Origin of the sequence: Companilactobacillus nodensis DSM 19682 = JCM 14932 = NBRC 107160, assembly GCF_000615905.1 — a bacterium.
Lineage (GTDB): Bacteria > Bacillota > Bacilli > Lactobacillales > Lactobacillaceae > Companilactobacillus > Companilactobacillus nodensis.
The window spans coordinates 195,717-221,155 of the sequence record NZ_BAMN01000003.1; the positions used below are offsets into that span (position 1 = coordinate 195,717).

Annotated in this window: 24 protein-coding genes and 2 pseudogenes; 14 read left to right on the forward strand and 12 right to left on the reverse strand. The window is 39.0% G+C overall.

Going from position 1 to position 25,439, the window contains the following annotated elements:
• The first annotated feature begins 68 nt into the window (after window positions 1-68).
• On the forward strand, window positions 69-677 hold the full coding sequence (locus JCM14932_RS03505; RefSeq protein WP_025023649.1) for a histidine phosphatase family protein: 609 nt from the start codon (window positions 69-71) through the stop codon (window positions 675-677).
• A 14-nt stretch (window positions 678-691) separates the two neighbouring features.
• On the forward strand, window positions 692-1,399 hold the full coding sequence (locus JCM14932_RS03510; RefSeq protein WP_025023650.1) for a demethylmenaquinone methyltransferase: 708 nt from the start codon (window positions 692-694) through the stop codon (window positions 1,397-1,399).
• Window positions 1,400-1,409: 10 nt separating this feature from the next.
• On the opposite strand, the gene JCM14932_RS03515 is transcribed toward JCM14932_RS03510, so the two are convergent.
• The gene (locus JCM14932_RS03515) at window positions 1,410-2,843 is read right to left on the reverse strand and encodes an MDR family MFS transporter (RefSeq protein WP_081776095.1); all 1,434 of its coding nucleotides are present in this window, start codon (window positions 2,841-2,843) and stop codon (window positions 1,410-1,412) included.
• 119 nt (window positions 2,844-2,962) lie between these two features.
• On the opposite strand from JCM14932_RS03515, the gene JCM14932_RS03520 reads away from it, so the two are divergent.
• The 4 genes and pseudogenes from JCM14932_RS03520 (at window position 2,963) to JCM14932_RS14430 (ending at window position 9,171) form a co-directional block, all read left to right on the forward strand.
• Entirely contained in the window at window positions 2,963-3,562 is a 600-nt protein-coding gene (locus JCM14932_RS03520) for a TetR/AcrR family transcriptional regulator (RefSeq protein WP_025023652.1), read from the forward strand.
• 826 nt (window positions 3,563-4,388) lie between these two features.
• A complete protein-coding gene (locus tag JCM14932_RS03525; protein ID WP_025023653.1) occupies window positions 4,389-5,381 on the forward strand; it encodes a LacI family DNA-binding transcriptional regulator in 993 nt (330 codons plus the stop codon).
• Window positions 5,382-6,311: 930 nt separating this feature from the next.
• Window positions 6,312-7,675: pseudogene (locus JCM14932_RS14425) on the forward strand (amino acid permease).
• Window positions 7,676-7,834: 159 nt separating this feature from the next.
• A pseudogene (locus JCM14932_RS14430) lies at window positions 7,835-9,171 on the forward strand (amino acid permease).
• Window positions 9,172-9,236: 65 nt separating this feature from the next.
• Here JCM14932_RS14430 and JCM14932_RS03540 read toward each other — a convergent pair.
• The 5 genes from JCM14932_RS03540 to JCM14932_RS03560 all read right to left on the reverse strand — a co-directional run bounded on the left by JCM14932_RS03540 (window position 9,237) and on the right by JCM14932_RS03560 (window position 13,197).
• Window positions 9,237-9,671 (reverse strand): Hsp20/alpha crystallin family protein, encoded by a 435-nt coding sequence (locus JCM14932_RS03540; protein ID WP_025023654.1) that lies wholly within the window; start codon window positions 9,669-9,671, stop codon window positions 9,237-9,239.
• 98 nt (window positions 9,672-9,769) lie between these two features.
• Window positions 9,770-10,432: an ABC transporter permease gene (locus JCM14932_RS03545; RefSeq protein ID WP_025023655.1), complete on the reverse strand. Its 663-nt coding sequence runs from the start codon at window positions 10,430-10,432 to the stop codon at window positions 9,770-9,772.
• A 1-nt stretch (window position 10,433) separates the two neighbouring features.
• Window positions 10,434-11,360: an osmoprotectant ABC transporter substrate-binding protein gene (locus JCM14932_RS03550; RefSeq protein ID WP_025023656.1), complete on the reverse strand. Its 927-nt coding sequence runs from the start codon at window positions 11,358-11,360 to the stop codon at window positions 10,434-10,436.
• A gap of 2 nt (window positions 11,361-11,362) precedes the next feature.
• Window positions 11,363-11,998 (reverse strand): ABC transporter permease, encoded by a 636-nt coding sequence (locus tag JCM14932_RS03555; protein WP_025023657.1) that lies wholly within the window; start codon window positions 11,996-11,998, stop codon window positions 11,363-11,365.
• A complete protein-coding gene (locus tag JCM14932_RS03560; RefSeq protein ID WP_034542488.1) occupies window positions 11,995-13,197 on the reverse strand; it encodes a betaine/proline/choline family ABC transporter ATP-binding protein in 1,203 nt (400 codons plus the stop codon). The genes JCM14932_RS03555 and JCM14932_RS03560 overlap by 4 nt, the downstream gene beginning before the upstream one ends.
• A 78-nt stretch (window positions 13,198-13,275) precedes the next feature.
• Between JCM14932_RS03560 and JCM14932_RS03565 the strand changes: the two genes are divergently transcribed.
• The 3 genes from JCM14932_RS03565 to JCM14932_RS16940 all read left to right on the forward strand — a co-directional run bounded on the left by JCM14932_RS03565 (window position 13,276) and on the right by JCM14932_RS16940 (window position 14,544).
• Window positions 13,276-13,641, forward strand: coding sequence for a DUF488 domain-containing protein (locus tag JCM14932_RS03565; RefSeq protein ID WP_025023659.1), 366 nt, complete (start codon window positions 13,276-13,278; stop codon window positions 13,639-13,641).
• Between the two features lie 64 nt (window positions 13,642-13,705).
• On the forward strand, window positions 13,706-14,245 hold the full coding sequence (locus tag JCM14932_RS16935) for a hypothetical protein (protein ID WP_235700511.1): 540 nt from the start codon (window positions 13,706-13,708) through the stop codon (window positions 14,243-14,245).
• 26 nt (window positions 14,246-14,271) lie between these two features.
• Window positions 14,272-14,544 (forward strand): helix-turn-helix transcriptional regulator, encoded by a 273-nt coding sequence (locus JCM14932_RS16940; RefSeq protein WP_235700512.1) that lies wholly within the window; start codon window positions 14,272-14,274, stop codon window positions 14,542-14,544.
• A 33-nt stretch (window positions 14,545-14,577) separates the two neighbouring features.
• On the opposite strand, the gene JCM14932_RS03575 is transcribed toward JCM14932_RS16940, so the two are convergent.
• Window positions 14,578-15,327 carry a TerC family protein gene (locus JCM14932_RS03575; RefSeq protein ID WP_420834770.1) on the reverse strand — a complete coding sequence of 250 codons (750 nt, stop codon included), beginning with the start codon at window positions 15,325-15,327 and terminating at the stop codon, window positions 14,578-14,580.
• Window positions 15,328-15,644: 317 nt separating this feature from the next.
• On the opposite strand from JCM14932_RS03575, the gene JCM14932_RS03580 reads away from it, so the two are divergent.
• Window positions 15,645-17,846 (forward strand): Tex family protein, encoded by a 2,202-nt coding sequence (locus tag JCM14932_RS03580; protein WP_025023661.1) that lies wholly within the window; start codon window positions 15,645-15,647, stop codon window positions 17,844-17,846.
• 104 nt (window positions 17,847-17,950) lie between these two features.
• Window positions 17,951-18,151 (forward strand): hypothetical protein, encoded by a 201-nt coding sequence (locus tag JCM14932_RS17610; protein ID WP_025023662.1) that lies wholly within the window; start codon window positions 17,951-17,953, stop codon window positions 18,149-18,151.
• Between the two features lie 114 nt (window positions 18,152-18,265).
• On the opposite strand, the gene JCM14932_RS03590 is transcribed toward JCM14932_RS17610, so the two are convergent.
• On the reverse strand, window positions 18,266-19,630 hold the full coding sequence (locus JCM14932_RS03590; protein ID WP_025023663.1) for an Nramp family divalent metal transporter: 1,365 nt from the start codon (window positions 19,628-19,630) through the stop codon (window positions 18,266-18,268).
• A 187-nt stretch (window positions 19,631-19,817) separates the two neighbouring features.
• On the opposite strand from JCM14932_RS03590, the gene JCM14932_RS03595 reads away from it, so the two are divergent.
• Window positions 19,818-20,285 carry a hypothetical protein gene (locus tag JCM14932_RS03595; RefSeq protein WP_025023664.1) on the forward strand — a complete coding sequence of 156 codons (468 nt, stop codon included), beginning with the start codon at window positions 19,818-19,820 and terminating at the stop codon, window positions 20,283-20,285.
• A gap of 46 nt (window positions 20,286-20,331) precedes the next feature.
• Here the strand turns inward: JCM14932_RS03595 and JCM14932_RS03600 are convergent, their stop codons facing one another.
• Entirely contained in the window at window positions 20,332-21,954 is a 1,623-nt protein-coding gene (locus JCM14932_RS03600; protein WP_025023665.1) for an ABC transporter permease, read from the reverse strand.
• A 5-nt stretch (window positions 21,955-21,959) separates the two neighbouring features.
• Window positions 21,960-22,871, reverse strand: coding sequence for an ABC transporter ATP-binding protein (locus tag JCM14932_RS03605; RefSeq protein WP_025023666.1), 912 nt, complete (start codon window positions 22,869-22,871; stop codon window positions 21,960-21,962).
• Window positions 22,872-23,106: 235 nt separating this feature from the next.
• On the opposite strand from JCM14932_RS03605, the gene JCM14932_RS03610 reads away from it, so the two are divergent.
• On the forward strand, window positions 23,107-23,709 hold the full coding sequence (locus JCM14932_RS03610) for a TetR/AcrR family transcriptional regulator (RefSeq protein ID WP_025023667.1): 603 nt from the start codon (window positions 23,107-23,109) through the stop codon (window positions 23,707-23,709).
• Here JCM14932_RS03610 and JCM14932_RS03615 read toward each other — a convergent pair.
• Window positions 23,671-24,330 (reverse strand): endonuclease III domain-containing protein, encoded by a 660-nt coding sequence (locus JCM14932_RS03615; RefSeq protein ID WP_025023668.1) that lies wholly within the window; start codon window positions 24,328-24,330, stop codon window positions 23,671-23,673. The genes JCM14932_RS03610 and JCM14932_RS03615 overlap by 39 nt on opposite strands.
• 72 nt (window positions 24,331-24,402) lie before the next feature.
• Complete coding sequence (locus JCM14932_RS03620) at window positions 24,403-24,975, reverse strand: helix-turn-helix transcriptional regulator (RefSeq protein WP_025023669.1); 573 nt, start codon at window positions 24,973-24,975, stop codon at window positions 24,403-24,405.
• Between the two features lie 125 nt (window positions 24,976-25,100).
• Between JCM14932_RS03620 and JCM14932_RS03625 the strand changes: the two genes are divergently transcribed.
• A complete protein-coding gene (locus JCM14932_RS03625; protein ID WP_025023670.1) occupies window positions 25,101-25,436 on the forward strand; it encodes a DUF6483 family protein in 336 nt (111 codons plus the stop codon).
• Window positions 25,437-25,439 lie beyond the last annotated feature (3 nt).

A 25,439-nucleotide genomic window follows, 5' to 3' on the forward strand; every position in this document is an offset into this window, starting at 1 on the left:
ATTGTCAATAATGAAATACTTAGGTGTATGAATGTAAAGCGCTGACAAGAGGAGAGAATTTTTATACTATGGTTGAATTGTACATTGTAAGACACGGAGAAACAGATACTAATTATGAGAACCGTATCAACGGTATGTCGACTGATAAACCCTTAAATGACAACGGAGTTAAGCAGGTTGAAGAACTGGAAAAGCACATCGATGTTCACATGTTTGATGAGGTCTATTCAAGTCCGATGAAGCGTGCTGTGCAAACTGCTGAAATCTTGAACCAAGGAATTCATGAAGTAAAACTTGATAAGAGACTTTATGAAGCTGACTATGGTAGCTGGGATGGCTTGTCTGAAGCTGAATTAAAGGTTAAATATCCAGAAGTATTTGATGAAAATAATTATTTGCTTCCTAATTATACTAAATATGCCAAAGATGGTGAAGAATACGCTGATGTTTACAAGCGTGTTGAAGATTTCATGGATGATATGGCTAAGAAGGGTGACGAGAAGATCATGGTCGTTTGCCACGGTTTCGTGAGTCGTTCATTCTTAAAAGTTGTTACTGGTGCTGAAGATATTTCAGCCATTATCCAACCAGATAATGCAGGGGTATCCAAGTACACTCTTTCGGCATCTGGGCACAAGTATTTGAATTATTATGGAAGAAAGAACGATATAGATTAAATTGAGGTGTAATTTTGGCTTTAACTAATAAGGTTCCAGAAAAAGATGTCAGAAATACTTTTAATACGATTGCGAATGATTATGACAAGATGAATTCTATTATGAGTCTAGGGACACACAGTAAGTGGCGTGTCAAAGCGACAGATATGATCAGTAATCATCCTAAACGTATTCTGGATCTATGTTGTGGAACGGCGGATTGGACGATTTTATTAGGTAAGAAATTTCCATTGACAAGAGTTTCTGGTATGGACTTTAGCCAAGAGATGTTAAAAATTGGACAGAGCAAGGTTGGACAATCTGGTTTGGCAAATGTCGAGCTACTAGCTGGGGATGCGATGAATCTTACTTTTCTGGACAATAGTTTTGATGTTGTCACAATTGGATTCGGATTACGTAATGTTCCTGACGCTAATGCGGTTTTGAGAGAAATCCATCGAGTTCTCAAACCAGGTGGTCAGATAGTTTGTTTGGAAGCTTACAAGGTTGAAACGCCGGTGATTCGCTTGGGTTGGCAAGTATACTTCAATAAGTTGATGCCAATGATGGGTAAGTTGCTTGCTTCAAAAAAAGATGAATATCAATACTTAGACGACTCGGTTAATAAGTTCGTCAGTATTTCACAATTAGTTGAAATGTATCATCAAGCTGGATTCGAAAATGTTAAGGTCAAAGATCTAATGTTTAAGGCAGCTGCGATTCATTTTGGCGAAAAAAAGTAGGACGCTAGTCCTACTTTTTGTTTACATTCATGTGATGACTCAAGAACCAGGCGGGAATGACCGCCAATACGGTAACAATCACAGTCAAGACGAATGCTCCCTGATAAGCTGAATTCAAGTGTGCAGGTGTCATGACTTCACCATTCAACTGAGTCTGAATCCAAGTTGCTAGTAAAGCTGTACCAAAGGCTCCACCGATATTTTGTAACATTCGTGATGCAGTGGTTGCCTCAGAAATTAGTTCAGTGGGCACGCCAGTGTATGAGTCTGCCATGATCGGCATGGTCATACCACCTTGGGCGATTCCACGAACGAATAGCGTCAATAGAATGATCCAAGTTGCGGTGTTCGCGTTAAAGAAGGCGAATGGAAGAGTTCCGATAACGGCGATAGCGATTGATGCCAGTACGACCCAACGGGCACCGATTCGATCGGTCAATTTACCGATCTGACTACGAGATACTAGTAATCCGAGGCCTTGGGCAATTAGGTAAACACCAGACATTGCGACACTTAAGCCACGAATGTTTTGGAGATACAGCGGAAGGATGAACATTGCTCCATTAACAGTTAGCCCGGACATTAATAGAAGTACATTGGCAGCCGAAAAGTTGGAAAACTTAAATAGTTTTAGACTGACCAGAGCTTTGTTTGGGAAAACTAAGGCATAGATAATGTAGCCGATCAATAGACCAATACCTATTAAAATCGGTACGAATACATCAGTGTTAGTAAACTTACCACTGGTGCTTAGTTTGGTAATTCCTAAGATCAATGTGGTAAAAGTACCTCCTAGAAGGATCAAACTTATCCAGTCAAAAGGTTTTTTAGCGACAGTTGGTTTGAATTCTGGCATCATAAAATATAATAGGGCCAGTGATCCTAGAGCAACGGGGATATTCACATAGAAAATCCAGTGCCAATTGAGTGCCTTGATGATGAATCCACCAAAGGTAGGTCCTAGAACAGGAGCAAGCACAGCGGGGAGACCAACGATTGCCATGATACTACCAAGTCCATTAGGACCAGTCGCACGTACAACTAGTGTGGTTATTATGGACATAATGATGCCGGCACCGGCGCCCTGAATTATTCTACCGATTATTAAGGAGTTAATACCAGTAGCGATGCCTGAAACAATTGAACCGATAAGGAAGACAGTCAGAGCAGTCATATAGATTTTTTTACCGCTGAAATGATCGACCGCCCAACCAGCGATAGGTACCATGATTCCAAGTGATAAAATATAACTAGTTGTTACCCATTGAACCATATTGACGGAACTGTGGAGTTCTTTCATGATAGTATTGATGGCAACATTAGTCATGGTCGTATCAAGCATAGGTGCGATGGCACCAATAATGAGAATGATTGCGACCTTCACTACTGAAGATTGGTCAGTAGGTGTTGCTTGAGTATTAGATTTGATATTTTGAGATTGCATTTTAAACACCTCTTCGATTTAGTCAAAAATTAGAATAGGATACTATAGTTTCTTATTTCTTTGATAAAAAGAATAGTATACCCTAGTATCTTAAAATGCAAGTGAGGGAGTGAAATAATTTGCCAAAATTAGAAGCAGATCACCCAAAGCGCCGTCGTGGCGCTGATTTAGAGAATGCCGTATTGTCTAGTGCCTGGGAATTATTACAAGAAGTTGGCTATCAGGACTTCACAATGGCTGAAGTTGCCAAAAGAGCTAATGCCGCCAAGCCAGTTTTGTATCGTCGCTGGTCTGAAAAGTCCAGCCTTGCTGCTACAGCGATTCTTAAGTTCGGTCCAAAGCTAGATGTGACGATACCAGATACTGGTAATTTGCGACAGGATCTAATTGAATTTTTTAATCAATTAATTAAAATCTTTGATATGTTTGGTGCAGAAAAACTAAAAGGGTTAGTGACGGACAGATTGAAGTCAATTCCGATGGGAAAACTTTTTTCAGCATCAAATTCCGAAAACAAACTGCAAACAGCTGTGGAACAAATTTTGAAGCAAGCTGAAAAACGCGGTGAGTTGACTGTCGCTGAATTGCCATTGCGAGTTTTACATTTACCAAGTGTACTTTTTATTAACGAAGTGGTTGATCAAGAAGCTGTTACTAGGGAAGTTATTGCGCAAATAGTTGATGATATATTGGTACCCGTTTTTACTGCAAAAAAATAACTGTTGCTCAGGCGTTTCATACGTCTAACAACAGTTTTTTTGTTTGAATTTAAATATGCCGCTTCCTAGAGCAAGAAACTTAGGTCGCTGTGGGGACCGGATTGAGCCTGAGGAGCGGTCTCAATCCTCGATTTTGAACTTTGATAAGACCATTCAAATTTCAAAATTCGTCCCGTGGTGTAAGTGCTAAAGCACTAACGCCACCTGCACAGCCACCTAATTTTCTTGTCTTTCCAGCTAGTTATTCATTGTTTCTGAATGATGAGTAAAATTTTGATAGTTTTGTATATGGAGATTGTCAGTGACGTAACCAGCTGTGAAGGTTTTGTTAAGTCGATGAATTATCCGACCTTACAAAACGGACGAGCTTTAAGATTTGCGAAGCAAAGCTTAAAGTCGAAGTCCCAGACCGTTTCTCAGGCTGGGACTGGTCCCACAGCAGGTGTAGTCACTGACAATCGGAAGCAATAAACACATAAAAAAGAGCAAAATAAAAGAAGTATCCTGGGGAGGGATACTTCTTAAGTGTTTTTTAGGGGATTAAATATATGTTATAGGGGGGATGAGGTAAGAGGCTTATGTCTCTCATCTACAAGTACTAATATACAGGGTAAGTGTGAATCATTTGTTTTCTAAATGTGAAGAAAGTGTGAACTTTTTCAAAAATTGTCTTTTAACTTGATATAAATTAAAAAATATCAATAACGTAAGCTAACAATATCAATAAATTTAATAATTTTTTGTGAAAATAGATAATTGATGGAATTGTTGATATAGAACCGGTTCTATAAGTTATATTAGGAGTGGTGAAGAAAGGTGGTAAATTATGTCAAATATTCGTGATGTGGCTAAAATATCGGGACATTCCATTTCAACAGTTTCTCGGGTCATCAATAATCAGGGCTATGTATCCTCAAAAACTAAGCAGGATATTGAAGATGCAATGGAGAGTTTGAATTATCATCGAAATGATATGGCACGTGCACTCAGCCTTGGCAAAACTTATCGTGTCGGAATAGTTTTGCCATATGTTAATCATCCATATTTCCAGAAATTGGCTGATTCAATCATCAGTGCAGCTTTTGCGCATAATTATCAGGCAACTCTTTTGCAATCGAATTATAATCAGGATCAGGAAATATATTTCTTGGATATGCTCAAGCATCATGCATTTGATGGTTTAATTTTTACTTCTCGTTCGATTTCGTTCGACAAAATTGTCGAATACCAAAAGTTTGGACCAATAACTTGTTGTGAAAATACGTTTGATTATCCTATTTCTAGTGCTTTTACCGATCGTAAAGCATCGTTTGTCCAAGCGTTACAACTATTAAAAGATAGTGGATATACACATATTGGAATGACGATAAGTCGGAGTGAAAATACTAGTCAAAGTGCCTTGCTGACGACAAAGGCATATAAAGAAGTTTTTGGTAAAGAAATCGATGATCAATTATTGTTTAGAGAGTCACGAACAATGTTTGATGGGATAACCGCCACAGCTCAGTTTTTGAACTATGACAAGAAGCTTCAAGTTGTTTTTAGCAATGGTGATGAAATTGCTGCAGGAGCAATAAGACAATTGCAAGAGTTACATCGTGAAGATGTTGAAGTTATTGGACAGGAAAATTTGCCAATTAGTTTTTTAATGAATTTTTCAACGATCGATCATCGATTGGAAGATATCGGTGAAGAAGCTTTTAATTTATTATTTAAGGACGAAGTTATTAAGAAATCTATTCCCTCAAATTTTATTCGTCGCGGTAAGTTAGAAGATCCAACTGATTATGAAGATGAAATCGATGAAATTTTAAATTGACTTATCATCGTATAACAGGCATACTTACAAATGGTGCCAAACCGAGGTAAGGGTAAGAGGTCGGCGCGCAAGCGTTTGGAAGATCTTCGCACCTTACCACCGAAACAGCTCTGTACATTGTACAGAGCTGTTTTTTTGCGGAAAAAAGGACAACAAAAAAACCACTCCGGGGAAGAGTGGCTTTTTGTATAGGGGATTAAATATTGTTATAGGGGGGATGAGAAAAGGGATTTCTTGTATCTCTTATCTACAATTTATATAATACAGGCCTATCATGAAGTATTTGTTTGTAAATTGTGAAAATATTGTGAATCTTGGATAGCCAACTTTTGATGATAAGTCTTTTTTATAATTTTAAATTCTGTGTCCAATTTTAATACGACAACAATAGTTGTCTCCCTGGGGATAACTAATTCATCCCACGCTTATTAGTATAACTTATTTGATGGATAACTACTACTGGTTGATACTAAAAAATAAAAAAAATAGAAAGCATCCTGGGGAAGGATGCTTTCTTAGGGGATTAAATATATATGTTATAGGGGGGTGAGAAAAGGGATTTTTATATCTCTCATCTACAAGTACTATCATAACTAAAGATTATGAATTAAATAATTCTAAAATATGAAAAAAGTGTGAACTTTCATATTTTAGAATTGGTCTAGATTAATTTAAAATTTATATTGTTAGTTGCATTTTAATCTTATACCACTTATACTATACACATGTTCACTCAAAGAGATGTTGATCTAGGCTGAAAGTCAACAGTGAAAATGGTGTTTTAATTTTTACAGGTCGCTTACCTTTATCAGCACAAGAGATGCAAGAAATTGCAAATTTGGGTGGAACCGCGTTGAAGACGTCCCTAATACAGAAATGTATTAGAGGCGTCTTTTTTATTCTCAACGCAGATTAGATTGGAAGTTAATTATGGAAAGTAGCACTAACAAACAAACACTCTCGAGATCGCTTGAGGGTCGACATATTCAGATGATCGCCATTGGTGGAGCGATTGGTACGGGACTGTTCTTGGGTTCAGGTAGTGCCATTCACGAAGCTGGGCCGTCGATCATCTTGGCATATATGATTGCCGGATTCTTTTGTTTCTTCATGATGCGAGCCATTGGTGAATTATTATTATCTGATACGACCAAGCATTCATTCTTAGATTTCATCAGAATTTATTTGGGAGACAGATTTGAATTCGTAACTGGCTGGGCCTATTGGCTCTGCTGGATCACAGTCGCTATGGCGGACCTCACTGCTTCCGGTATTTATATCAGATATTGGTTCCCAGGAGTGCCACAGTGGTTATCGGCGCTAGTTATTCTATTAGTTTTATTCTCAATGAATTTTGTGAACGTCAAATTATTCGGTGAGATGGAAACTGGATTCTCGATGATCAAGATCATCGCCATCATTGCTTTAGTAGCGGTTGGTTGTGGAATGGCAATTTACGGTGCACCGGTTCAAGGTGGTCAGGCGACATTTTCTAACTTGGTCAATCAAGGCGGATTTTTCCCAACTGGATTCAAAGGGTTCTTGATGTCATTTCAAATGGTTATTTTCGCCTTTGTTGGTATCGAAATGGTTGGATTGACCGCTGGTGAAGCCGCTGATCCAGAGATCAACTTACCTAAGGCTATCAATAGTTTGCCAATTCGAATCGGCTTGTTCTATGTTGGCTCAATGATCGCATCATGAGTGTCTATCCTTGGGACAAGATTTCAACTAGCTCCAGTCCATTCGTTCAAGTTTTTTCTGGTATTGGAATCAATGGTGCCGCTGGAATATTGAACTTCGTTGTCCTGACTGCTTCATTGTCGGCGACTAACAGTTGCTTGTTCAGCACCAGTCGAACGTTATATAGTTTGAGTCTGAAAGGTAACGCACCTCGTAAGTTTAAGTTAATAGGAAGAAACGGTGTGCCAGTTTGGGCACTGATCTTCTCAACGGCAGCATTGTTAGTCATTGTAGCGTTGAACTTTTTCATGCCATCGAGTGTTTTCAGTTTGATCTCAACTGTTTCAACGATCAACTTCATTATTGTTTGGATGATCCTGATTTGGACACACTTAAGATTCCGCAAGCAAAATCCTAATGGTATCAAGATTTTCAAGATGCCGTTATATCCTTTTAGCAATTACATTAGTTTGATCTTTTTCTTGGCAATATTAATTCTATTGCTATACGTTAAAACAACGAGAATTCCGATGATGGTCACAGTCGTCTTCTGGATCGTCATGTTGTCGATTTATCACAAAGGCAAAAACAGAGATGCTGAAATTAGCTGAGATTCAGTAAGTATTCAATGGCAAAGTGGTTCGCTCCCGCTATCGAGCATAAGAGATGCAGGAAACTGCGAAATTTGGGTGGAACCGCGTTACGACGTCCCTGATACAGAAATGTATTAGTGGCGTCTTTTTTTATAAAAAATTAAGGGAGCTGATACTATGAGTGAAGAACAAACTCTTTCTAGGTCGTTAGGAAGTAGACATATACAGATGATTGCAATCGGTGGAGCGATTGGTACAGGACTATTCCTGGGGTCTGGTGAGGCGATCCACAAGTCAGGACCATCGATCATTTTCTCGTATTTGATTACCGGACTATTTTGTTTTTTCATGATGCGAGCCATCGGTGAACTGTTGTTGTCAGATACATCAAAGCATTCCTTTTTGGATTTCATTCGCATTTATTTGGGCGATAGATTTGAATTCGTGACTGGCTGGGCTTATTGGTTTTGTTGGATAACTTTGGCAATGGCTGATCTTACAGCCACTGGTATTTATGTGAAGTATTGGTTCCCACAAGTACCACAGTGGGCAACAGCATTGACAGTGTTAGTGATTCTATTCGCAATTAATTTTGTGAACGTGAAGCTGTTTGGTGAGATGGAATCGAGTTTTTCGATGATCAAGGTTATTGCCATCATTGTTCTAGTTATAGTTGGTTTTGCGATGGCAATATTCCATATGCCAGTCAGTGGGGGCCACGCTAGCTTTGCCAACTTAGTGAATCACGGAGGACTATTTCCAACTGGATTGACAGGATTCTTGTTATCATTTCAAATGGTAGTCTTTGCCTTTGTTGGAATCGAGATGGTCGGTATCACAGCGGGTGAAACTGATAATCCCGAGATCAATCTCCCCAAGGCTATCAACTCTGTACCGATCAGAATTGGTTTGTTCTATGTTGGGTCAATGATTGCCATCATGGCGGTTTATCCCTGGAATAATATTACGACCGATGCCAGTCCTTTTGTTCAGGTCTTCTCAGGTATTGGGATTAAAAGTGCTGCTGGAATCTTAAATTTTGTAGTTTTAACAGCTGCGCTATCAGCCACTAACAGTTGTTTGTTCAGTACTAGTCGGACTTTGTATAGCTTGAGTATCAAGGGTAATGCGCCAAAGAAAATGGCCATGGTCGGACGTAACGGCGTTCCGGTCTGGGCCCTGATGTTCTCCGGAGCAGCTTGTTAGTTATCGTATTGATGAATTACTTCATGCCGGCGAGCGTATTCAGTTTGATATCGACCGTTTCGACGATCAACTTCATCGTAGTTTGGATTGTCTTATTGTGGACACATGTGGTCTATCGTCACAGGACTAAGAGTCTGAGTGCTTATCAGATGCCAGGGTATCCCTATACTAACTATTTGAGTTTGGCATTCTTCATTGGAATTTTGGTGCTATTAGTTATTATTAAGCAAACACGAATGGCGATGATCTTCACGGCGCTGTTCTGGATCGTTTTGGTATTCATTTATAACATGCGTAAAAAGGTGTAAAAAAAAGAGATACATTCCAACGAATGTATCTCTTTTTTGAAACGCGTTTTTAACACGCTCTAGCTCTAGTTGATATCAATATGATGACCTAAGTCTTTTTTATCTTCGACCTTAGGCAAATTAATCTTCAAAACTCCATCAACATAGTCAGCCTTGATGTTGTTCTCGTCAACTGCTGGTAAGTGATATTGTCTTGCGAAGCGTCCGCCTGAACGTTCACTCATAATCATATCGCCGTTCTTATCCTCATGATCATTGAAGCTGTCGCGGTGACCACTGATCGTTAGTGTGTTGTTTTGATAATTAATATCAATATTCTTCTTGTCAAAAGCTGGCATATCTACATGAACTTCATAGGCTTTGTCAGATTCTTTAATGTCTGTCTTTAGTGTTGTATCAGTATTAGCATCCTTAAAGAATGTTGGAAAGCTATTCATCCAATTTGTATCAAACCAGTCTCTCATAAGGTCATTTGGACGATCCATAATTTCGTTACTCATATATCAATTACTTCCTTTCCTTCATTACAAATACATTGTAGTACCTGCTTGGGGGAAAGTTCAAACATTTAGCACTCTTAATTGCCGAGTGCTAAAAATTATTTTTTCATGTAGTTAGTTGGTTCGAAATACTTCTGTAGTAAACCGATCAATAAGTCAGTAATGACAGCCATTAGAGCGGTTGGTAATGCTCCAGCTAAGATCAGTGGGGCACCATCAGTTGCGTTAGTACCACGAATGATCAAGTCACCCAATCCACCGGCACCGACGAAGGAACCAATAGCAGTGTTACCGATGGCAACGACCATGGCGGTACGAATACCAGACATGATAACTGACATTGCAAGTGGCAGTTTGACCATGTAGAGCAGTTGTATTCCAGTCATTCCCATACCACGAGCCGAATCAATCACATTTGGATCAACGTTTTTCATACCGGTGTAAGTGTTCTTGAGAATAGGTAGTAACGAGTATAAGAATATTGTCACGATAACCGTGTTAGGACCTAATCCCAACACCAACATGATAATTGATAGCATTGCCAGTGAAGGTACGGTCTGGATAACGTTAGCGATACTGATGATGAAGTTACCTAGTTTGTAGTGGTTTGCGATATAGATTCCCAAAGGAATCCCGATGATTGCGGCAATCAAGACCCCATAGAATGAGATCAAGAAGTGACGGCAAAATTGTTCTAAGATATAAATTCCATTGTGAGTAAAATAAAAAATTAATTGTCTCCATAACGGCTGGTCAGCCATATTATTTTTCACCCCTAAAGTAATTATGTTTTTGTAAGAATTCTTGTGCGACATCTGCCGGTTCACGGAGATTATTATCGACTTCGTAATTCATTGTTTGCATTTGTGATAATGAGATTTTTCCATCCAAACGATGTAGTAATGGTTTGAGCTCAGGATGTTTGCGCAACAGACTGTTATTGACGACCATGCTTGTATCATATGGTGGGAAGAAGTGCTTGTTGTCAGGTAATATCTTCAAGTTGTAACTCTTGATTCGCCCATCGGTTGAGTAACCTAGAACGGCAGACATTTTACCAGCCGCAACGGCTGAGTAGACCAAACCAACTTGCATTGGATAGACACGCTTAAAAGTAAATCCGTAAGCACGTGAAAAAGCTGGGTAACCATCATCAGGACGGTTGATCCAGATATTATCAGCACCGATATTGATGTTTGGAGCGATTTTCTTCAAGTCACTGATATTGTGCAAGTTATATTTTTTAGCCATTTCTTGTGTGACTAACATGTTGTAGGTATTAGCGAAACCGTAAGTAGGGAACCAAGTTTGGTCGAAGCGTTGTTTGTAGAGTCGTTTGACAGTACGGTTAGCCTTGGTGCGATTGCTGATAGGCTTGTGATTCAAAGTGGCGATAAGTTCATCACCAGTGAAGTTTTCAGCTGCTATATCGGCGTTATTGCGCATCAAAGCCGCATGGACCAATTGGTTAGATCCTAAGTTATTGACGATTTCAGTGTGATAATTAGTTTCGTGTGAAATCAATTCCATGATGATCTCAGACATGATCATGGATTCAGTGGTCGATAGACTGGCAACACGAATCGTATCTTTGGAGCCGGAACTGAGTCCGGGCCAGCCACAACTTGAGACTAAGAGCATCGTGGCTAGTGAGATAAGTGTAATGATTTTTTTGAATATTTTTTTCATGATTACACCTCACTACGTTTCGTTTTTGGTGTAACTTTTTTCTCAAATATTCCTAATAGGTAATCGGCTAGGATCGCCAAGATAGTAACGGGGATCGTACCACCGATGATCAGACTAGGGTTGTAGAGATTCAGTCCGTTAAAGATGAAATCACCTAATCCACCGGCACCGATGTACGACGCCAAAGTAGACCAAGAAATAACATAAACAGTTGAGAGCCTGATACCAGACATAATAATAGGCATGGACATTGGTATTTCAACTTTAAAAATGGACTGCATCGTTGTCATTCCCAGACCACGAGCGGCGTCGATCAAGTTTGCGTTGACTTTTTTCATCCCAATATAGGTATTACGCAAAATTGGTAGTAGTGAATAAATGAAGAGTGCTACGATAGCAGGGACTTTTCCGATACCAAAGATTGGGATCATCAAAGCTAATAGTGCTAGTGAGGGAATGGTTTGAAGCATCCCTGAAATCGACATTACGTATTTGGCTGTTTTGTCGTAGCGTGTTAATAGAATACCGAGCGGTACGGCGACAATTATGCCGAGGATAATGGCAAAAGCTGAGATGTAGATCTGCTCCCAGGTTTTGATTATCAATTCAGAGCCATGCTGGTTCAGAAAAGAAATCATGCATTATCACTCTCCTTTGCGATCGTATCGGGTAATTTGATGTTATCAGGATTATCCAACTCTTCCTTACCCCAGATGGCATCATAGATGATGTTGACGAGGGATGCACGAGTGACGATACCAATCAAGTTGTTGTCATTATCGATAACGGGTACGTACTTGTAACCTTGCTTGAGGATACGTTCACTCGTATCACGCAAATATGACGTTGTCTTGACTTTAAAACGATTAGCTTGGTAAATGTCCGAGACATTTGAATACTTCGAGTAACGGTCGTTAATCGTCTCCAGATCGATAAAACCTTTTAGTTTGTTGTTGTCATCAGTAACTAATAAGGTATCAACGTGACGATAACTCATTTCACGAATTGCTTCAGCTAATGATTGTCCGAGAGTGATCTTAGCCGGATTCTTCGACATGATATCACTGACAGAGAGTGTGTTTTGTTGAGCTTGTAGTAGACGTTCTTCACCAAGTAATTCCTTAACGAAGTCGTTACCAGGGTGTTGCAAGATATTATCAGGTGTATCATCTTGGATAACGTGACCGCTGTCCATGATGACGATATGAGTTGCGAGTTTCAGAGCTTCATCCATATCGTGCGTAACGAAGATAATGGTTTTTCCAAGTTCTTCTTGCAAGTGTTTAACAAGTTCTTGCAAGTCGTCACGTGTAATTGGATCAAGCGCACCGAATGGTTCGTCCATCAAGATGATATCTTGATCGGCGGCCAGAGCACGAACGACACCGATTCTTTGTTGCTGCCCACCGGATAATTCGGCAGGGTAACGATCTAAATAACTTTCAGGCAAGTCAGCCAATTTTATTAATTCTTTAGCCTTACGGTCCATTTTATCCTGTTGCCACTTGAGCAGCTTGGGTACTAGGGTGATATTGTCCTTAATGGTCATGTGAGGCATTAGTCCATTATTCTGAATAACGTAGCCAATCGTACGTCGTAGTCTTACTGGGTCGAATGTCTTAAGATTCTTTCCCTTAAAAATGATTTTGCCGCGACTAGGTTCGATCATACGGTTGATCATTCTCATAGTTGTCGTCTTACCAGAGCCAGAAGTTCCGATCAGGCAAACGAATTCCCCCTTATTAACAGTAATATTGATATCTTCAACGGCGTCATTGCCGCCGCGGTAGTTCTTTGCTACATTTTGAAACGATATTATTTCTTTTGCAGACTGCATAAATCCTCCTATAAAATGACTAACGATAGCTATGATACAATTATAGAGAGATTAATTCAAAAAGAGGTCGAGGATAAAATGACAAAAATAGTTCTCAAACGTATCTATAACAAGGAATTGCCCGCCGGATATAGAATTTTAGTTGATCGGCTCTGGCCACGAGGTATGTCCAAATTACGTGCCAACTTGGATCTTTGGGCCAAGGATATCTCACCTACACCTGAATTACGTAAGTGGTTTGGTCATGATCCAGAAAAGTTTCCTGAATTCGAACAGAAATATCTGGCAGAGATTGAAAATAATGACTATACCAAAGAGTTTGTTTCTACCGTTATAACGGCGTTGAAGGATCAAGATGTCCTGATTTTGTACGGTGCAAAAGACGAAGAACACAACAATGCTGACGTTCTCATAAAATATTTGAATAAAGTAATAAATAAATAATTGAAGAATATACCTATCGTATTATAATTAACATAAGTAAAGCTAAAAGACGGGACGGATTAAAATGGAAGAATTCGATCTAGCAACTCTTCTTTCCAGCAACGAAAAAACTTTAATACGAGTGCTACAAAATTATGCCAGAACAAATGATCTGGTTATTTTTGTGTTAGATAATAATGACAAGTTGATGTCGAACGCCTTAGGTGAAGCGGCAGAAAAAAGTATTCTAGCTGATTTAAGTAAGGTTAAGAATTTTGCACAATTAAGTACTGATCGTTTCAAATACAATATTGAGTTGACTGATGTGCCGATTAGAATCTCCACCATTAACCAAATGGTCGGTAAATTGTACGTTGCTCATGATGTCTCAGGTAAGCCTAGTCCTGAGAGTCTACAGTTATTGCAGAGATTGCAGAAACAGGCTGAGTTCTTGAAGTACTTGTTCGAGAACATGGCACGTTTATTGGTCGAAAATCGTGGTATTGATGACTTCTTGGTCAAACAACCAGTCAACGTTGATGACATGATCGAGGAGTTAGATGACAATGAGGCCATAGCATTGCAACAATTAAAAGGGCTATCGACTTCTAATCGAGCATCATAACCGCGGTTGAATTCATTGATGATAATTTGGACAAACGATTAACACTGGACCAAGTTGCGAATCGAGTTTATTTGTCAGATTATTATTTCAGTAAGCTGTTTAAGAAGGAAACCAAGTTGAGTTTTTCAGTTTATTTGAATGCCAGAAAAGTTCAACGAGCAATGTTTTTGTTGAAGGATACCGAGATGAGTATTCAAGATGTTTCGAATGAACTAGGGTTCACCCGAATGAGTTACTTCAGTCAAACCTTCAAAAAGTATACTGGCTATACACCGTCGAAGTTCCGCCACAACAAATAAAAATTCCTGATCGAGTTAATCGACCAGGAATTTTTAGTGTATGCCTTTTTTCTTATTGTTGATTTGATGAATTATTAGCGTAACGATAATGGCACCGATCAGTACAGCTACGAATAGCATGTTTGGCACTTCGATATCGATTGCGGGAATTGATAAGAACAGCTTGATCGAGATGAATAGGATCAAGAAGTACGCCATTCCTTGTAATTCAGGAATACGATTCATCAGTCCCATGATCAGTTCCGCAATACCACGCATGGCTAGAATACCGATCATACCACCGATTAAGACGATGACTGGATTGCTGGAGATAGCCAGTGAGGCTAAGACAGAATCGATTGAGAAGACGATATCCATCAACTCAATTGAGATAACGACCTGCCAGAATTGTGAAATATGAATATGCTTCTTCCAACCTTTGGGTTCAGGTTTCTTAGTTGGAACTTCGACTTTGCCCTTTTTGCGTCTATCAATGAAGAAGTACTTCAAGAATAGATAGAATAAGTAGCCAGCACCAAGGACCTTGATCCACCAGAAGTTGATCAGGTAGACACCGATACCGATAACTAAGAATCGGAAGATGTAAGCTCCGAATAGTCCGTAGAATAATGATTTTTCTTGTTCAACTTTGTTAGGCAAGGATTGTGTTTGGGCGGCCAGAACCACCGCATTGTCGACCGACAAGATACATTCCATAACTACCAAGGATAGAATTATTAACCAGTCTTCGCCAGATTCAATAACTGTTGCCCAGTTATGAAGGTCGAAGAATGGACCGTACATGTTCACAAGTGCATTCAATCAGAATATGCTCCCTCAAATTATTTATTTCCCAAATGATACTGGATTTTGTACTTTTTGTATATTTTTATTTACTTTTTATTCTACTAGATATTTCAAAAAATGACTTGTTTTAAGTGATTAAATTTAACGATTTTTTTGAAAACGATTTCTAAATTAGTATTCATAAAGAGTCTGTAGTGATACCGTGATATAATTGGTGACGTTATTTTAAAGAAAGACTTAGAGACTAAATCTAAGTCTTTTTTGATGCTACATTAAGAATAAATAAGCAACTTGATTTAAAACTGGAGGTCCACATGGTAATAAGTAAGTCAGAAGATAATTTGGTTGATTTGACTCGATCAGTTCATAAACAAATGGGTAAGTACAAAGTTCAACAGATCAAAGCAGTTCTAGAATTGTTGGATGAAGGTAATACTGTGCCGTTTATTGCTCGTTATCGCAAGGAACGCACTGGTACCTTGGATGAAGTTGCTATTCGTGACATCGAGGATGAAGCACATCGATTGACTAAGCTAAATCAACGTCGTAATGACGTCATTAATTTGATTCAAGAGCAGGGTAAGTTAACACCTACGCTAAAAAAGCAACTTGAAGAAGCAACGGTGTTACAAAAAGTGGAAGATTTGTATCTTCCATATAAACAAAAAAAGCAGACCAAAGCAAGCATCGCTCGAGAAGCCGGATTAGAACCATTAGCAAATTGGTTATTAAGTTTTCCAGCAGGTGGTTTAAATAATAAAGCGAGTTCTTTTATTAACGCTAGTAAAAACTTGACTGATCTAGAGGCTGTCTGGGCTGGGGTTAATGAAATCTTAGCCGAAGTATTTAGTGAAAAAGCTAGTTTCCGTGAATGGATCAGAGGATATACTTACCAAAGTGGTGAGCTGACTAGCAAGGTAAAACGGGGTGCCAAAGAAAAAGATGAGGGACAAACTTACGAAACATATTATGATTTTCAACAATCATTGAAACAAATCCCTCCATATCGAATCTTGGCAATTAACCGTGGAGAACGTGAAAAAATATTGACTGTTGGGATTTCCGTCGATACTGATAAAATTTTGAATTTTGGATATTCTCGAATAATTGGTCGTCGTCAAGGTCCAGCTGTAGAAAAAGTGAAAGCTGCTTTTGCGGATGCGTATAAGCGATTTTTGGGACCAGCTATTGCCAGAGAAATTCGTCGTAAGTTATCTGATCAAGCAAATGAACATGCAATTAAAATTTTTGGCAATAACTTGTATCACCTTTTGATGGCATCACCATTGAAAGGCAAAGTTGTCATGGGATTTGACCCAGCTTATCGGACAGGTTGTAAGTTAGCGATTGTCGACGCAAATGGACGATTTTTGACCAAACAAGTGATTTATCCGCACAAACCGGCAAATAAAGAAAAACGAGCTGCGGCTAGTACAGAATTCAAGAAGTTACTTGAAGATTATCAAGTTGAAATGATTGCTATTGGGAATGGAACCGCCAGTCGAGAATCCGAAGAGTTTGTTAGTGGAATCTTAAAAACTCTAAAGCGTCCGGTTTATTATGTGATTGTTAACGAAGCAGGTGCGTCAGTTTATTCAGCAAGTGCCAATGCTCGTTCAGAATTTGGGGATCTTCACGTTGAAGAACGTTCAGCGATTAGTATTGGTCGTCGATTGCAAGATCCATTGGCTGAATTGATCAAGGTTGATCCTAAAGCAATTGGTGTAGGGCAATATCAACATGATGTTCCCGAAAAAGATTTAGATGAGCAATTGGATCGAGTTGTAGAAACGGCTGTGAATCAAGTCGGAGTTAATGTTAATACAGCAAGTCCAGAGTTGTTGACTCATATTTCTGGATTGACCTCAACTACTGCAAAAAATATTGTAAAGTTTCGAAATGAAAAGGGTGCCTTCGATAATCGTGAATCTTTAAAACAAGTTCCCCGATTAGGCCCTAAGGCTTACCAACAATCAGTTGGATTTTTGAGAATTATTTCTGGGGATGATCCGTTAGACAATACCGACATTCATCCAGAAAGTTATACGGTCACACGAAAATTATTAAAAGGAATTGGAATGTCTACTGAATCGATTGGTACGACTGAACTTCGTCAAGAATTAGTTAAGTTAGATAAGCATGAGTGGGCTCAAAAGTTGAATATTGGAGAGGAAACTCTGACTGATATTATTGAAGGATTGAGCAAGCCAGGCCGAGATCTCCGTGACAATATGCCGGCACCATTGCTTCGACAAGATGTCTTAACTATGGCTGATCTTAAGCCGGGGATGGAACTTCAAGGTACGGTTAGAAATGTGATCGACTTTGGCGTATTTGTTGATATTGGTGTTAAACAAGACGGATTAGTCCATATTTCACAGTTGGCTGATCGATATGTTAGTGATCCAAGTACGGTAGTAACAATTGGCGACATTGTGACCGTTTGGGTGCTGGATGTCGATGAGGCTCGTAATCGAATTCAATTGACGATGCGTGGAAGTAAGGTTAATAACTGAATTTAGTCATGAAAAAGAATTCAAAACACTTTTTTTGAAAAGGTTTTCAAAAAAATGGAAGAGAGTTATACTAATCTTGGAATTTAAAACTAAGGAAGTTACATCTGATGTTTTATTCGTATATAAAATTAGGTCCTAGAGATGGAGTCATGTTGATTTCAGTTCTTATTATGTTAGTTTTAACACTAGTTTTTAAATGGTCGGTATGGGAATTTGTGTCCTCCATTGTTGCAGTCATAATTGCGTTCTCAGCAGGACACATGAGATCAAATGAGAAGAACGTGCTTGCTTTCTTAAAGAAATAGTTTGAATTGGGGCAGGATACTTTGGATTCTTGTAGATTTCAGACAAAAATAGAGTCAGCATCAACTTGAATAATCAAATTGATGCTGACTCTATTTTTTATAATTAATTTAGATTTAAACAGCTGGTACGAATGTAGTATAGATCAACCAGATATTTAGGATAGTTAGGATTACGGCAATGCCGTAACCAATGTACTTAATGTAGTTCTTATTGGCGAATTCACCCATCAGCTCCTTACTACTTGAGAAGGCGATCAATGGGAAAATTGAGAATGGTAATGCGACACTCAAGAATACTTGTGAGAATGTCAGTAGTGATTCGATCTTAGCCTCATTACCGTGATAAATAACGGCGAAGGCAATAACTGGAAGAATTGATAGCAAACGTGTGATAACACGTCTAACCCAAAGTTTCATCTTCATGTGGACGAAACCTTCCATAACGATCTGACCAGATAGTGTACCAGTGATAGTTGAGTTTTGTCCGGATGCCAATAGGGCAACTGCGAATAAAATACTCAAGACAGGACTAGCTACAGCTCCGGCAATCTTTGGATCTTGTAAAGCGTTGAATAGGTCAACGAAGCGACCTAGATCACTCTTTGTACCATAGAATAATGCAGCACCAAGAAGTAATAGTAATGTATTGACTACGAACGCCAGTGTTAATTGGATATTTGAATCCCAAGTTGAGAAACGCACAGCTTGTTTAACACTCTTTGAATCTTCACGGTCATATTTTCTAGCCTGCGAAATACTCGAATGCAGATATAGGTTATGCGGCATAACAGTCGCACCAACGATACCTAACGAAATATAAAGCATACTTTGGTTTTGTAGAATAACTGGATCAGGAACGAATCCAATTACCATTTGACCCATATTAGGTTGAGCCAAGATAACTTCGTACATGAAGACAGCTAAGATAACTAAGATCAATGCAGCCACAATGGCTTCGATCTTTCTAAATCCAAGTTTCATCAGGATCAATAACAACAGAACGTCGAAGGCGGTTATTAGAACACCCCAGAGTATCGGTATATTGAAGAGAAGTTTTAAGGCGATGGCGGAACCAATGATCTCCGCAATATCTGTCGCCATGATAGCTAACTCAGTAACTATCCAGAGCATAAAGCCGACTTTCTTAGTCGTTCTATCTCTTGTTAATTGTGCCAAATCCCGACCAGTTACAATCCCTAGTTTAGCGGCCATATATTGTAATAACATGGCAATTAAACTAGATATCAAAATGACGGTCAAAAGTTTGTATTTGAACTGAGCACCACCAGCAATGGAAGTAACCCAGTTACCAGGATCCATATATCCAACGGCAACCAGTGCTCCAGGACCACTATAAGCTAGTAGAGTCTTGAAGAATCCAGCATCCTTTGGAATTTCAACGGTATCATTAATTTCTTCTAGAGAAGGACCGTTTGCATAATGGATCAGGCTATCGTGTTTTTGTTCATTTTCACTCAAGCTTGTATCCCCCTTTTTAATCTCTCAACATAATATCATGTTAGGCAACACTTTTAAACCCCAATAAAAAATAAATTTAGGCTAACTTAACTTGTACTTATTTATGTAATACTTGATATAAATCAAAGTAAAAATTTGTAAAAACAGTTACACTAACCTACAATTATTTAAAAAGGAATGAGGCCATATGGACTTAATAATAATCATAGTAGACGTAGTATTTTTAGCCGGAGCTGTCTTTAACATCTACTGGCAATCACAAATCGAGATCCGTTCGGTTTACAAGATATCATCATTGGTCTTCGCAGCATTCATGGGTGGCTGGCTATTGGTTTCAGCCTCCAGCGACTTGCCATATATCATTATGGTGGCTGCCTTTGTGACACTAACCATTATGAATGGTGTCGGTGGTATTGGTGAGAAAAAGGTCGTAATGAATGGGTTCTATTCGGGCGTCTTAGATTACTCCCAAATCGTTCATGTAACGCTGATTCCCATTGAGATTCCGCAGCGAAAACCAAAGGTCGCCGTGATCTTTAATACAAAACGTACACAACAAATACAAATGAGTTTTAATACTTCATACAAGACGGTTCAAGATTACTTGAGCAATAAGTTATCTTCTGGTGTTCAAGTAGAAGTTGGACAAATATAATAGGTAAGACAAAAAAGAGCCTGGATTTTAAAATCCAGGTTCTTTTTTAGTTAGCGCTCTTTAAATCACGAATATGATAACCGATATATCCGATGATTATTAAGGTCAATGCGATGCCTAGTTGCCACCACATTGTGCCCATATCGAGTTTTCTTACAGGAACGTTTGGAATGTATCCAAATGGTGTTATTTTAGCGACCCACTTGGGTAGGTCGATCAATTTACCGAAGTAACCGACAAAGAGTGCAAATCCGGTATATAGGTAGCCAAAGACTGCAAACTTGGGTAACCAGCCGACGATACATGCTGATAGAGCTAAAATAATCAGCACTGGAGAGATATAAGCATAGAATCCATGTAGGAAGACCGACATGGCGACAGGATGCTTCATAACGGAAGCTCCGCCCAATTGCAGTCCTAACATACCGGCAAATAGTGCGATTAAGCTAGTTAGGATTCCTAATACTAGAACACTAGTGAATAAGTAATCACGACTGACAGGTTTGGAGTGGATCAATTCTAGGTATCCTTTACTCTCACCGGACTTCAAGTAGTTGATGATTTGAATACCAGGGAATAGAGCTAAGACACCGAAGACAATCATTAAGATGGCAACGAAATGTTTGATGATCAATATATTAGCTTTGTGAACGGCGGTTGCGCCAATTAACTTTTCCATGGCAGGATTAGTTTTCAAAATATCGCCGATGGTATTGAAGATTGATCCGTAAGTGAAACCAAGAATCAACAGTCCAATAACCCAGACAATGATAGTTGTACGATGTAATCTCCAGAAAAGACTAAGTGGACCACGTAAGAAGGCTGATGCCTTGGCACGTCCGGGTCGAGTGGCAATTATTCCAGAGCCAATGTCACGATGGTCATTGATCCATAACGCCGCTATGCTGAGAATCAATGATAGACCTAACATTAAGACGACCGGTAGCCAATTATTTTCTTGATAAGTTGAGAATTTTTCTACCCAACCAAAAGGGATAAACCAAGTGGCCTTAGGGTTAGAAACATCAGTCGACATTCTAGCAATGTACATGATCCCGAAGACGATATACGAAAGAATCGTTGCGGAACGTGAGTTATCTACTAATTGTGATAAGAAAGCTGCAATAGTTGCGAACATGAAGCCAGCAGCGCCTAATCCCAAGCCCAATAAGAAGTTGCCGTTAGTATCAGTTCCGGTTAGGTTAGCGAATTGTAGACCCAAAGCGTAGAAGAAGCCGATCAATAGATTGATAATGAATAATTCAATCAATGATGATGATAGATTTGATAGCTTACCAACAGAGTGTGACTGGATTATTTCTAGTAGGCCGGAATCTTCTTCACCACGGGTATTCTTGATGATGATCGAGAAGTTCATGATGGCTGCCATCATGGCCATGAAGACCGTCATTTCACCGGCAAAGACGTCAGCGGTGGAGTAAGGTGCACTGCCAGAAAGTTTACCGAAGAGTGAGACCATTGATGGTGATTTCAGAGTTTTGACGATTTCGTCAATTGAAGCTTGAGTATCATAAATCGTCGTGAACTTTGCGGCAACAGCAGCGAATAAAACAATTAATGTGACTGACCAGAGAGCTAGTTTCAACCAATCACGCTTTAAACTGAAGCGAGTCAAAAACCAAGTTTGATGAAAATTACGATTTTCCATAATTGCTATCTCCCTTCGTTTGAGCTGTAGTATCTCATGAATAAGTCTTCCAAGGTTGGAGGAGTTGACTGAAGTGAAACGATTTGTTTAGAGGCTAAGTACCCCATAACGTAGCTCATTTGATCTGAATCAACTGAGAATGTCGTTAGTCCGTTGGTCCCGACTGTGACGTTGTGTACCCCTTGGAGTGTCTGCAATTCCGTTGTTGGTTGCATGGTCTGAAACTCGATAACGGTTCTAGTTAAGTGGCGCATATCAGATAGTGAACCAGTTTCGACGATCTCACCGCTACGGATAATTCCGATCCGGTCACACATTTTTTCAACTTCAGATAGAATGTGACTTGATAATAGGACAGCTTTGCCTTCTTTTTTTAGTTCCATAACTGATTGTTGGAAGATTTCTTCATTCAATGGATCAAGTCCGGAAGTTGGTTCGTCAAAAATATAAAAGTCGGCGTCGGTTGAAAAAGCTGCGATCAAAGCAACCTTTTGACGGTTACCCTTGGAATAAGTACGTGCCTTCTTAGTTGGATCGAGTTGGAATCGTTTGATCATCATATCGGTCTTACGATTGTGTTTGGTATTGCCGAGTTTTAAGAATAGGTCGATGATTTCACCACCGGTTAAATTGGGCCAGAGGTAGACGTCACCAGGTACATAGGCGAGGCGTTTGTGGATCGAAACAGAGTCCTTATACACATCTTTACCAAAGAGTGTCGCAGTTCCGCCACTAGCACGTAGAATTCCTAGCAGTGTACGAATAGTAGTCGACTTACCGGCCCCATTAGGTCCGATGAATCCAAAAACTTCCCCAGGGTAAACATCGAAAGTAACATTCTTGAGCGCTTGAAACTTGCCAAAATTCTTTTGTAGATGATCGATATGTAGAATTGCATTATTATTTTGATTCATCATATTATCCCCTTTGTATGAATCCCAGTTTTGTGAGCAACAAACTTGAATTCTTTCTAAGAAAATGAAATATTTTTCTTGAATAGTTCATTTATCAAAGAGTATATTAGTTGCGAAGACAGGTAGTGTCAACCTTAAAATATCGGCAATATGAACTATCTGAGGGTTTAAAAATAACTATATTGATATACCGCTACAAAAAGTGAAATATCGTGTAAAAATATTTTTGGAGGGGACTATGGCAACCAATCAAAAGCGTAAAGAACAGAAGAAAACAGATATCCTAAATGCGGCGACAAAAGCCTTTGTTACAGGAGGATACAAAAATACCTCCGTCGCAGATATCGCGAAGGAGGCACATTCGTCACAAGTGACATTGTATAAGTATTTTCCTAGTAAAATTGAACTGGCACGTGAGGTTACGATCAAGATGATCATCGATGGCTATGCCGGTTATGACCAGAAGCTCAATCAACCTAATATGAATTTCAAACAAAAGATTGAGAATATTTTGGATTTTGGTAGTACCGAAGTTAATACCGTCAATCAAGATTTCATGAACTTCATGATCGATGAGTTCCAGGCAGCCAATGGTGATGATCGAGTAATGAGAATCTACAACGAAGGTAAGGATGGTTTCTGGAGTAAGATTCTCAAGCAAGGTCGGGCCGAAGGGATGATCAGTGATGATATTCAGGATGGAGTTGTGATGATGTATGTTGATATGATCATCTCATACTTTACTAATCCGGCGACTGCCCAGAAGACTAAGAATATTGTTACTCAGAAGTATTCCAATGGATTAGCGCGCGTATTTTTTTATGGAATTATGGGCAAGTGACTGTGGTAATTTTAATTGGTAACCATCGAAGAAGTCACTCTTTAGTTTGCCGAATTCATCTATCAATGCATGAAGTTCACTAGCTTCGTCGGGTGTGAAATCAAAATCAGCCTCGACGGAGTTTTTTAATTGCATGTAAGTTGGTTTATCGGTAAAAGCGTGTAAGTTCATGAATAGACGCATACAATAATTATCCGCAACAAAAGTTGAACGGTGAAAATAATATAGTAGTAGAACATCGGCGGTTTCATTACCGATACCTTTGAGATTCAGTAATCTTTTGCGAAGTATCGGTGTAGAGAACCGTTCCCAATCATCGAAGTCGTCACGATAAGCAGTTAGTAGGGAACGAACATAGATGGATTTGTTCTTATAGAATCCACTTGGTTGGATCAAGTCACGTAATTCATCTAATGGCAGAGCCAGCAATTTGTCGAGGTCGAAGCCAGTAGCTTGCTGTAAGTTTTCCAATGAGCGGTCAACGTTTTTCCAATTAGTATTTTGGATCAAGACCATACCGACCAGCATTTCTTCAGTGCTGTGAGTAGGCCACCAATTCTGACGACCGAGTTGTTTGTTTAACAGTTCAAATAATTCTCTGATAGTTATTTCTTTGTACAAGATGTTTCCCCCTTGGGATATCCATTATCTAACAAAACGGCAAAAATGTCCCAAATTGTTTCACGGGAAACGTTATAACGACCAACCTAGGATATTGGTTGCAATAAGATAGGTCAATATAGTACCTAGTAGGATTCCCACTATGGCGGCGGTTGTCAGGATATAACGACGCTTTTTAACGCTGTAATTTATTTCTTCAACTGTCTTGCCATTTAAGAAGGCTATGGTTTGTTTGAAAGTCTGGAGATGCAATTTGTTATTGAGTTTGATTAATGTCATGGCAATTATGATTCCTAATGTACTAAAAGTTGCCACTAACATCGAAGCAATCGGTAGTGGCAACCAGTGAATACTAATAAATGAGATATAGGTCGCTACCAAAGTTGTTATCAGTCCAACTGATAATTCACGTAATTTGAATTTGGATAAGTTGTTTTGCATGAGGTCGATATCGTCTTTGACTAATTGATCGACAGTGGTTTCATAAATATCAGCCATGAGCACTAGACTCTGAATGTCAGGATAAGTCTTGCCTGTTTCCCAGTTGGAGATGGTTTGTCGTGAAACATACATCTTCTTCGCTAATGCTGCTTGAGATAAGTTATTTTGATTCCGATAGTAAATCAGTTTTTCGTTGATCTTCATTTGATTATCCTTTCGATGAATAGTCGTTATAACGATGTCAAAATACTTTTACATCAGGTGTTCGTGGTAATTCTACTTCTATATACATAGTACAATAGATTCAAACATAGATGGGGGTATTCATCATGGATGATAATGATTTTGTAATGCGTCAGGTTAAGTCATTTGCTGAAGAATTGGGAATCGTGTTAAACAACAGGGATGGTAGTAAATCCCAAGTTGTCTTTGAACAGGAACAAGGTCGGTCGGGTACTATTGAGGATGAAATCAACAAGTTATTATTTAAGAAGAAATATGACAGTGCGGTTCGTTTAGTTTTTGAACAAAAGTTTATTTTGGAACATGATGATTATTTAAAATTAGCCTATTGGTTATTGAATGAACTAAATTCTTGCGATGATGTGGATGAAGAATTAATAACAGAATTAACCCATTCCATTTATAAAGTTGCAAAGATGTAAAAA

Excerpts from the sequence above, each read along its gene's own strand:
- JCM14932_RS03505 (WP_025023649.1), top strand. The coding sequence starts at position 69 with ATGGTTGAATTGTACATTGTAAGACACGGAGAAACAGATACTAATTAT.
- JCM14932_RS03515 (WP_081776095.1), bottom strand. The coding sequence starts at position 2,843 with ATGCAATCTCAAAATATCAAATCTAATACTCAAGCAACACCTACTGAC.
- JCM14932_RS03525 (WP_025023653.1), top strand. The coding sequence starts at position 4,389 with ATGTCAAATATTCGTGATGTGGCTAAAATATCGGGACATTCCATTTCA.
- JCM14932_RS03540 (WP_025023654.1), bottom strand. The coding sequence starts at position 9,671 with ATGAGTAACGAAATTATGGATCGTCCAAATGACCTTATGAGAGACTGG.
- JCM14932_RS03545 (WP_025023655.1), bottom strand. The coding sequence starts at position 10,432 with ATGGCTGACCAGCCGTTATGGAGACAATTAATTTTTTATTTTACTCAC.
- JCM14932_RS03550 (WP_025023656.1), bottom strand. The coding sequence starts at position 11,360 with ATGAAAAAAATATTCAAAAAAATCATTACACTTATCTCACTAGCCACG.
- JCM14932_RS03555 (WP_025023657.1), bottom strand. The coding sequence starts at position 11,998 with ATGATTTCTTTTCTGAACCAGCATGGCTCTGAATTGATAATCAAAACC.
- JCM14932_RS03560 (WP_034542488.1), bottom strand. The coding sequence starts at position 13,197 with ATGCAGTCTGCAAAAGAAATAATATCGTTTCAAAATGTAGCAAAGAAC.
- JCM14932_RS03565 (WP_025023659.1), top strand. The coding sequence starts at position 13,276 with ATGACAAAAATAGTTCTCAAACGTATCTATAACAAGGAATTGCCCGCC.
- JCM14932_RS16935 (WP_235700511.1), top strand. The coding sequence starts at position 13,706 with ATGGAAGAATTCGATCTAGCAACTCTTCTTTCCAGCAACGAAAAAACT.
- JCM14932_RS03575 (WP_420834770.1), bottom strand. The coding sequence starts at position 15,327 with ATGTACGGTCCATTCTTCGACCTTCATAACTGGGCAACAGTTATTGAA.
- JCM14932_RS03580 (WP_025023661.1), top strand. The coding sequence starts at position 15,645 with ATGGTAATAAGTAAGTCAGAAGATAATTTGGTTGATTTGACTCGATCA.
- JCM14932_RS03595 (WP_025023664.1), top strand. The coding sequence starts at position 19,818 with ATGGACTTAATAATAATCATAGTAGACGTAGTATTTTTAGCCGGAGCT.
- JCM14932_RS03600 (WP_025023665.1), bottom strand. The coding sequence starts at position 21,954 with ATGGAAAATCGTAATTTTCATCAAACTTGGTTTTTGACTCGCTTCAGT.
- JCM14932_RS03605 (WP_025023666.1), bottom strand. The coding sequence starts at position 22,871 with ATGATGAATCAAAATAATAATGCAATTCTACATATCGATCATCTACAA.
- JCM14932_RS03610 (WP_025023667.1), top strand. The coding sequence starts at position 23,107 with ATGGCAACCAATCAAAAGCGTAAAGAACAGAAGAAAACAGATATCCTA.
- JCM14932_RS03620 (WP_025023669.1), bottom strand. The coding sequence starts at position 24,975 with ATGAAGATCAACGAAAAACTGATTTACTATCGGAATCAAAATAACTTA.
- JCM14932_RS03625 (WP_025023670.1), top strand. The coding sequence starts at position 25,101 with ATGGATGATAATGATTTTGTAATGCGTCAGGTTAAGTCATTTGCTGAA.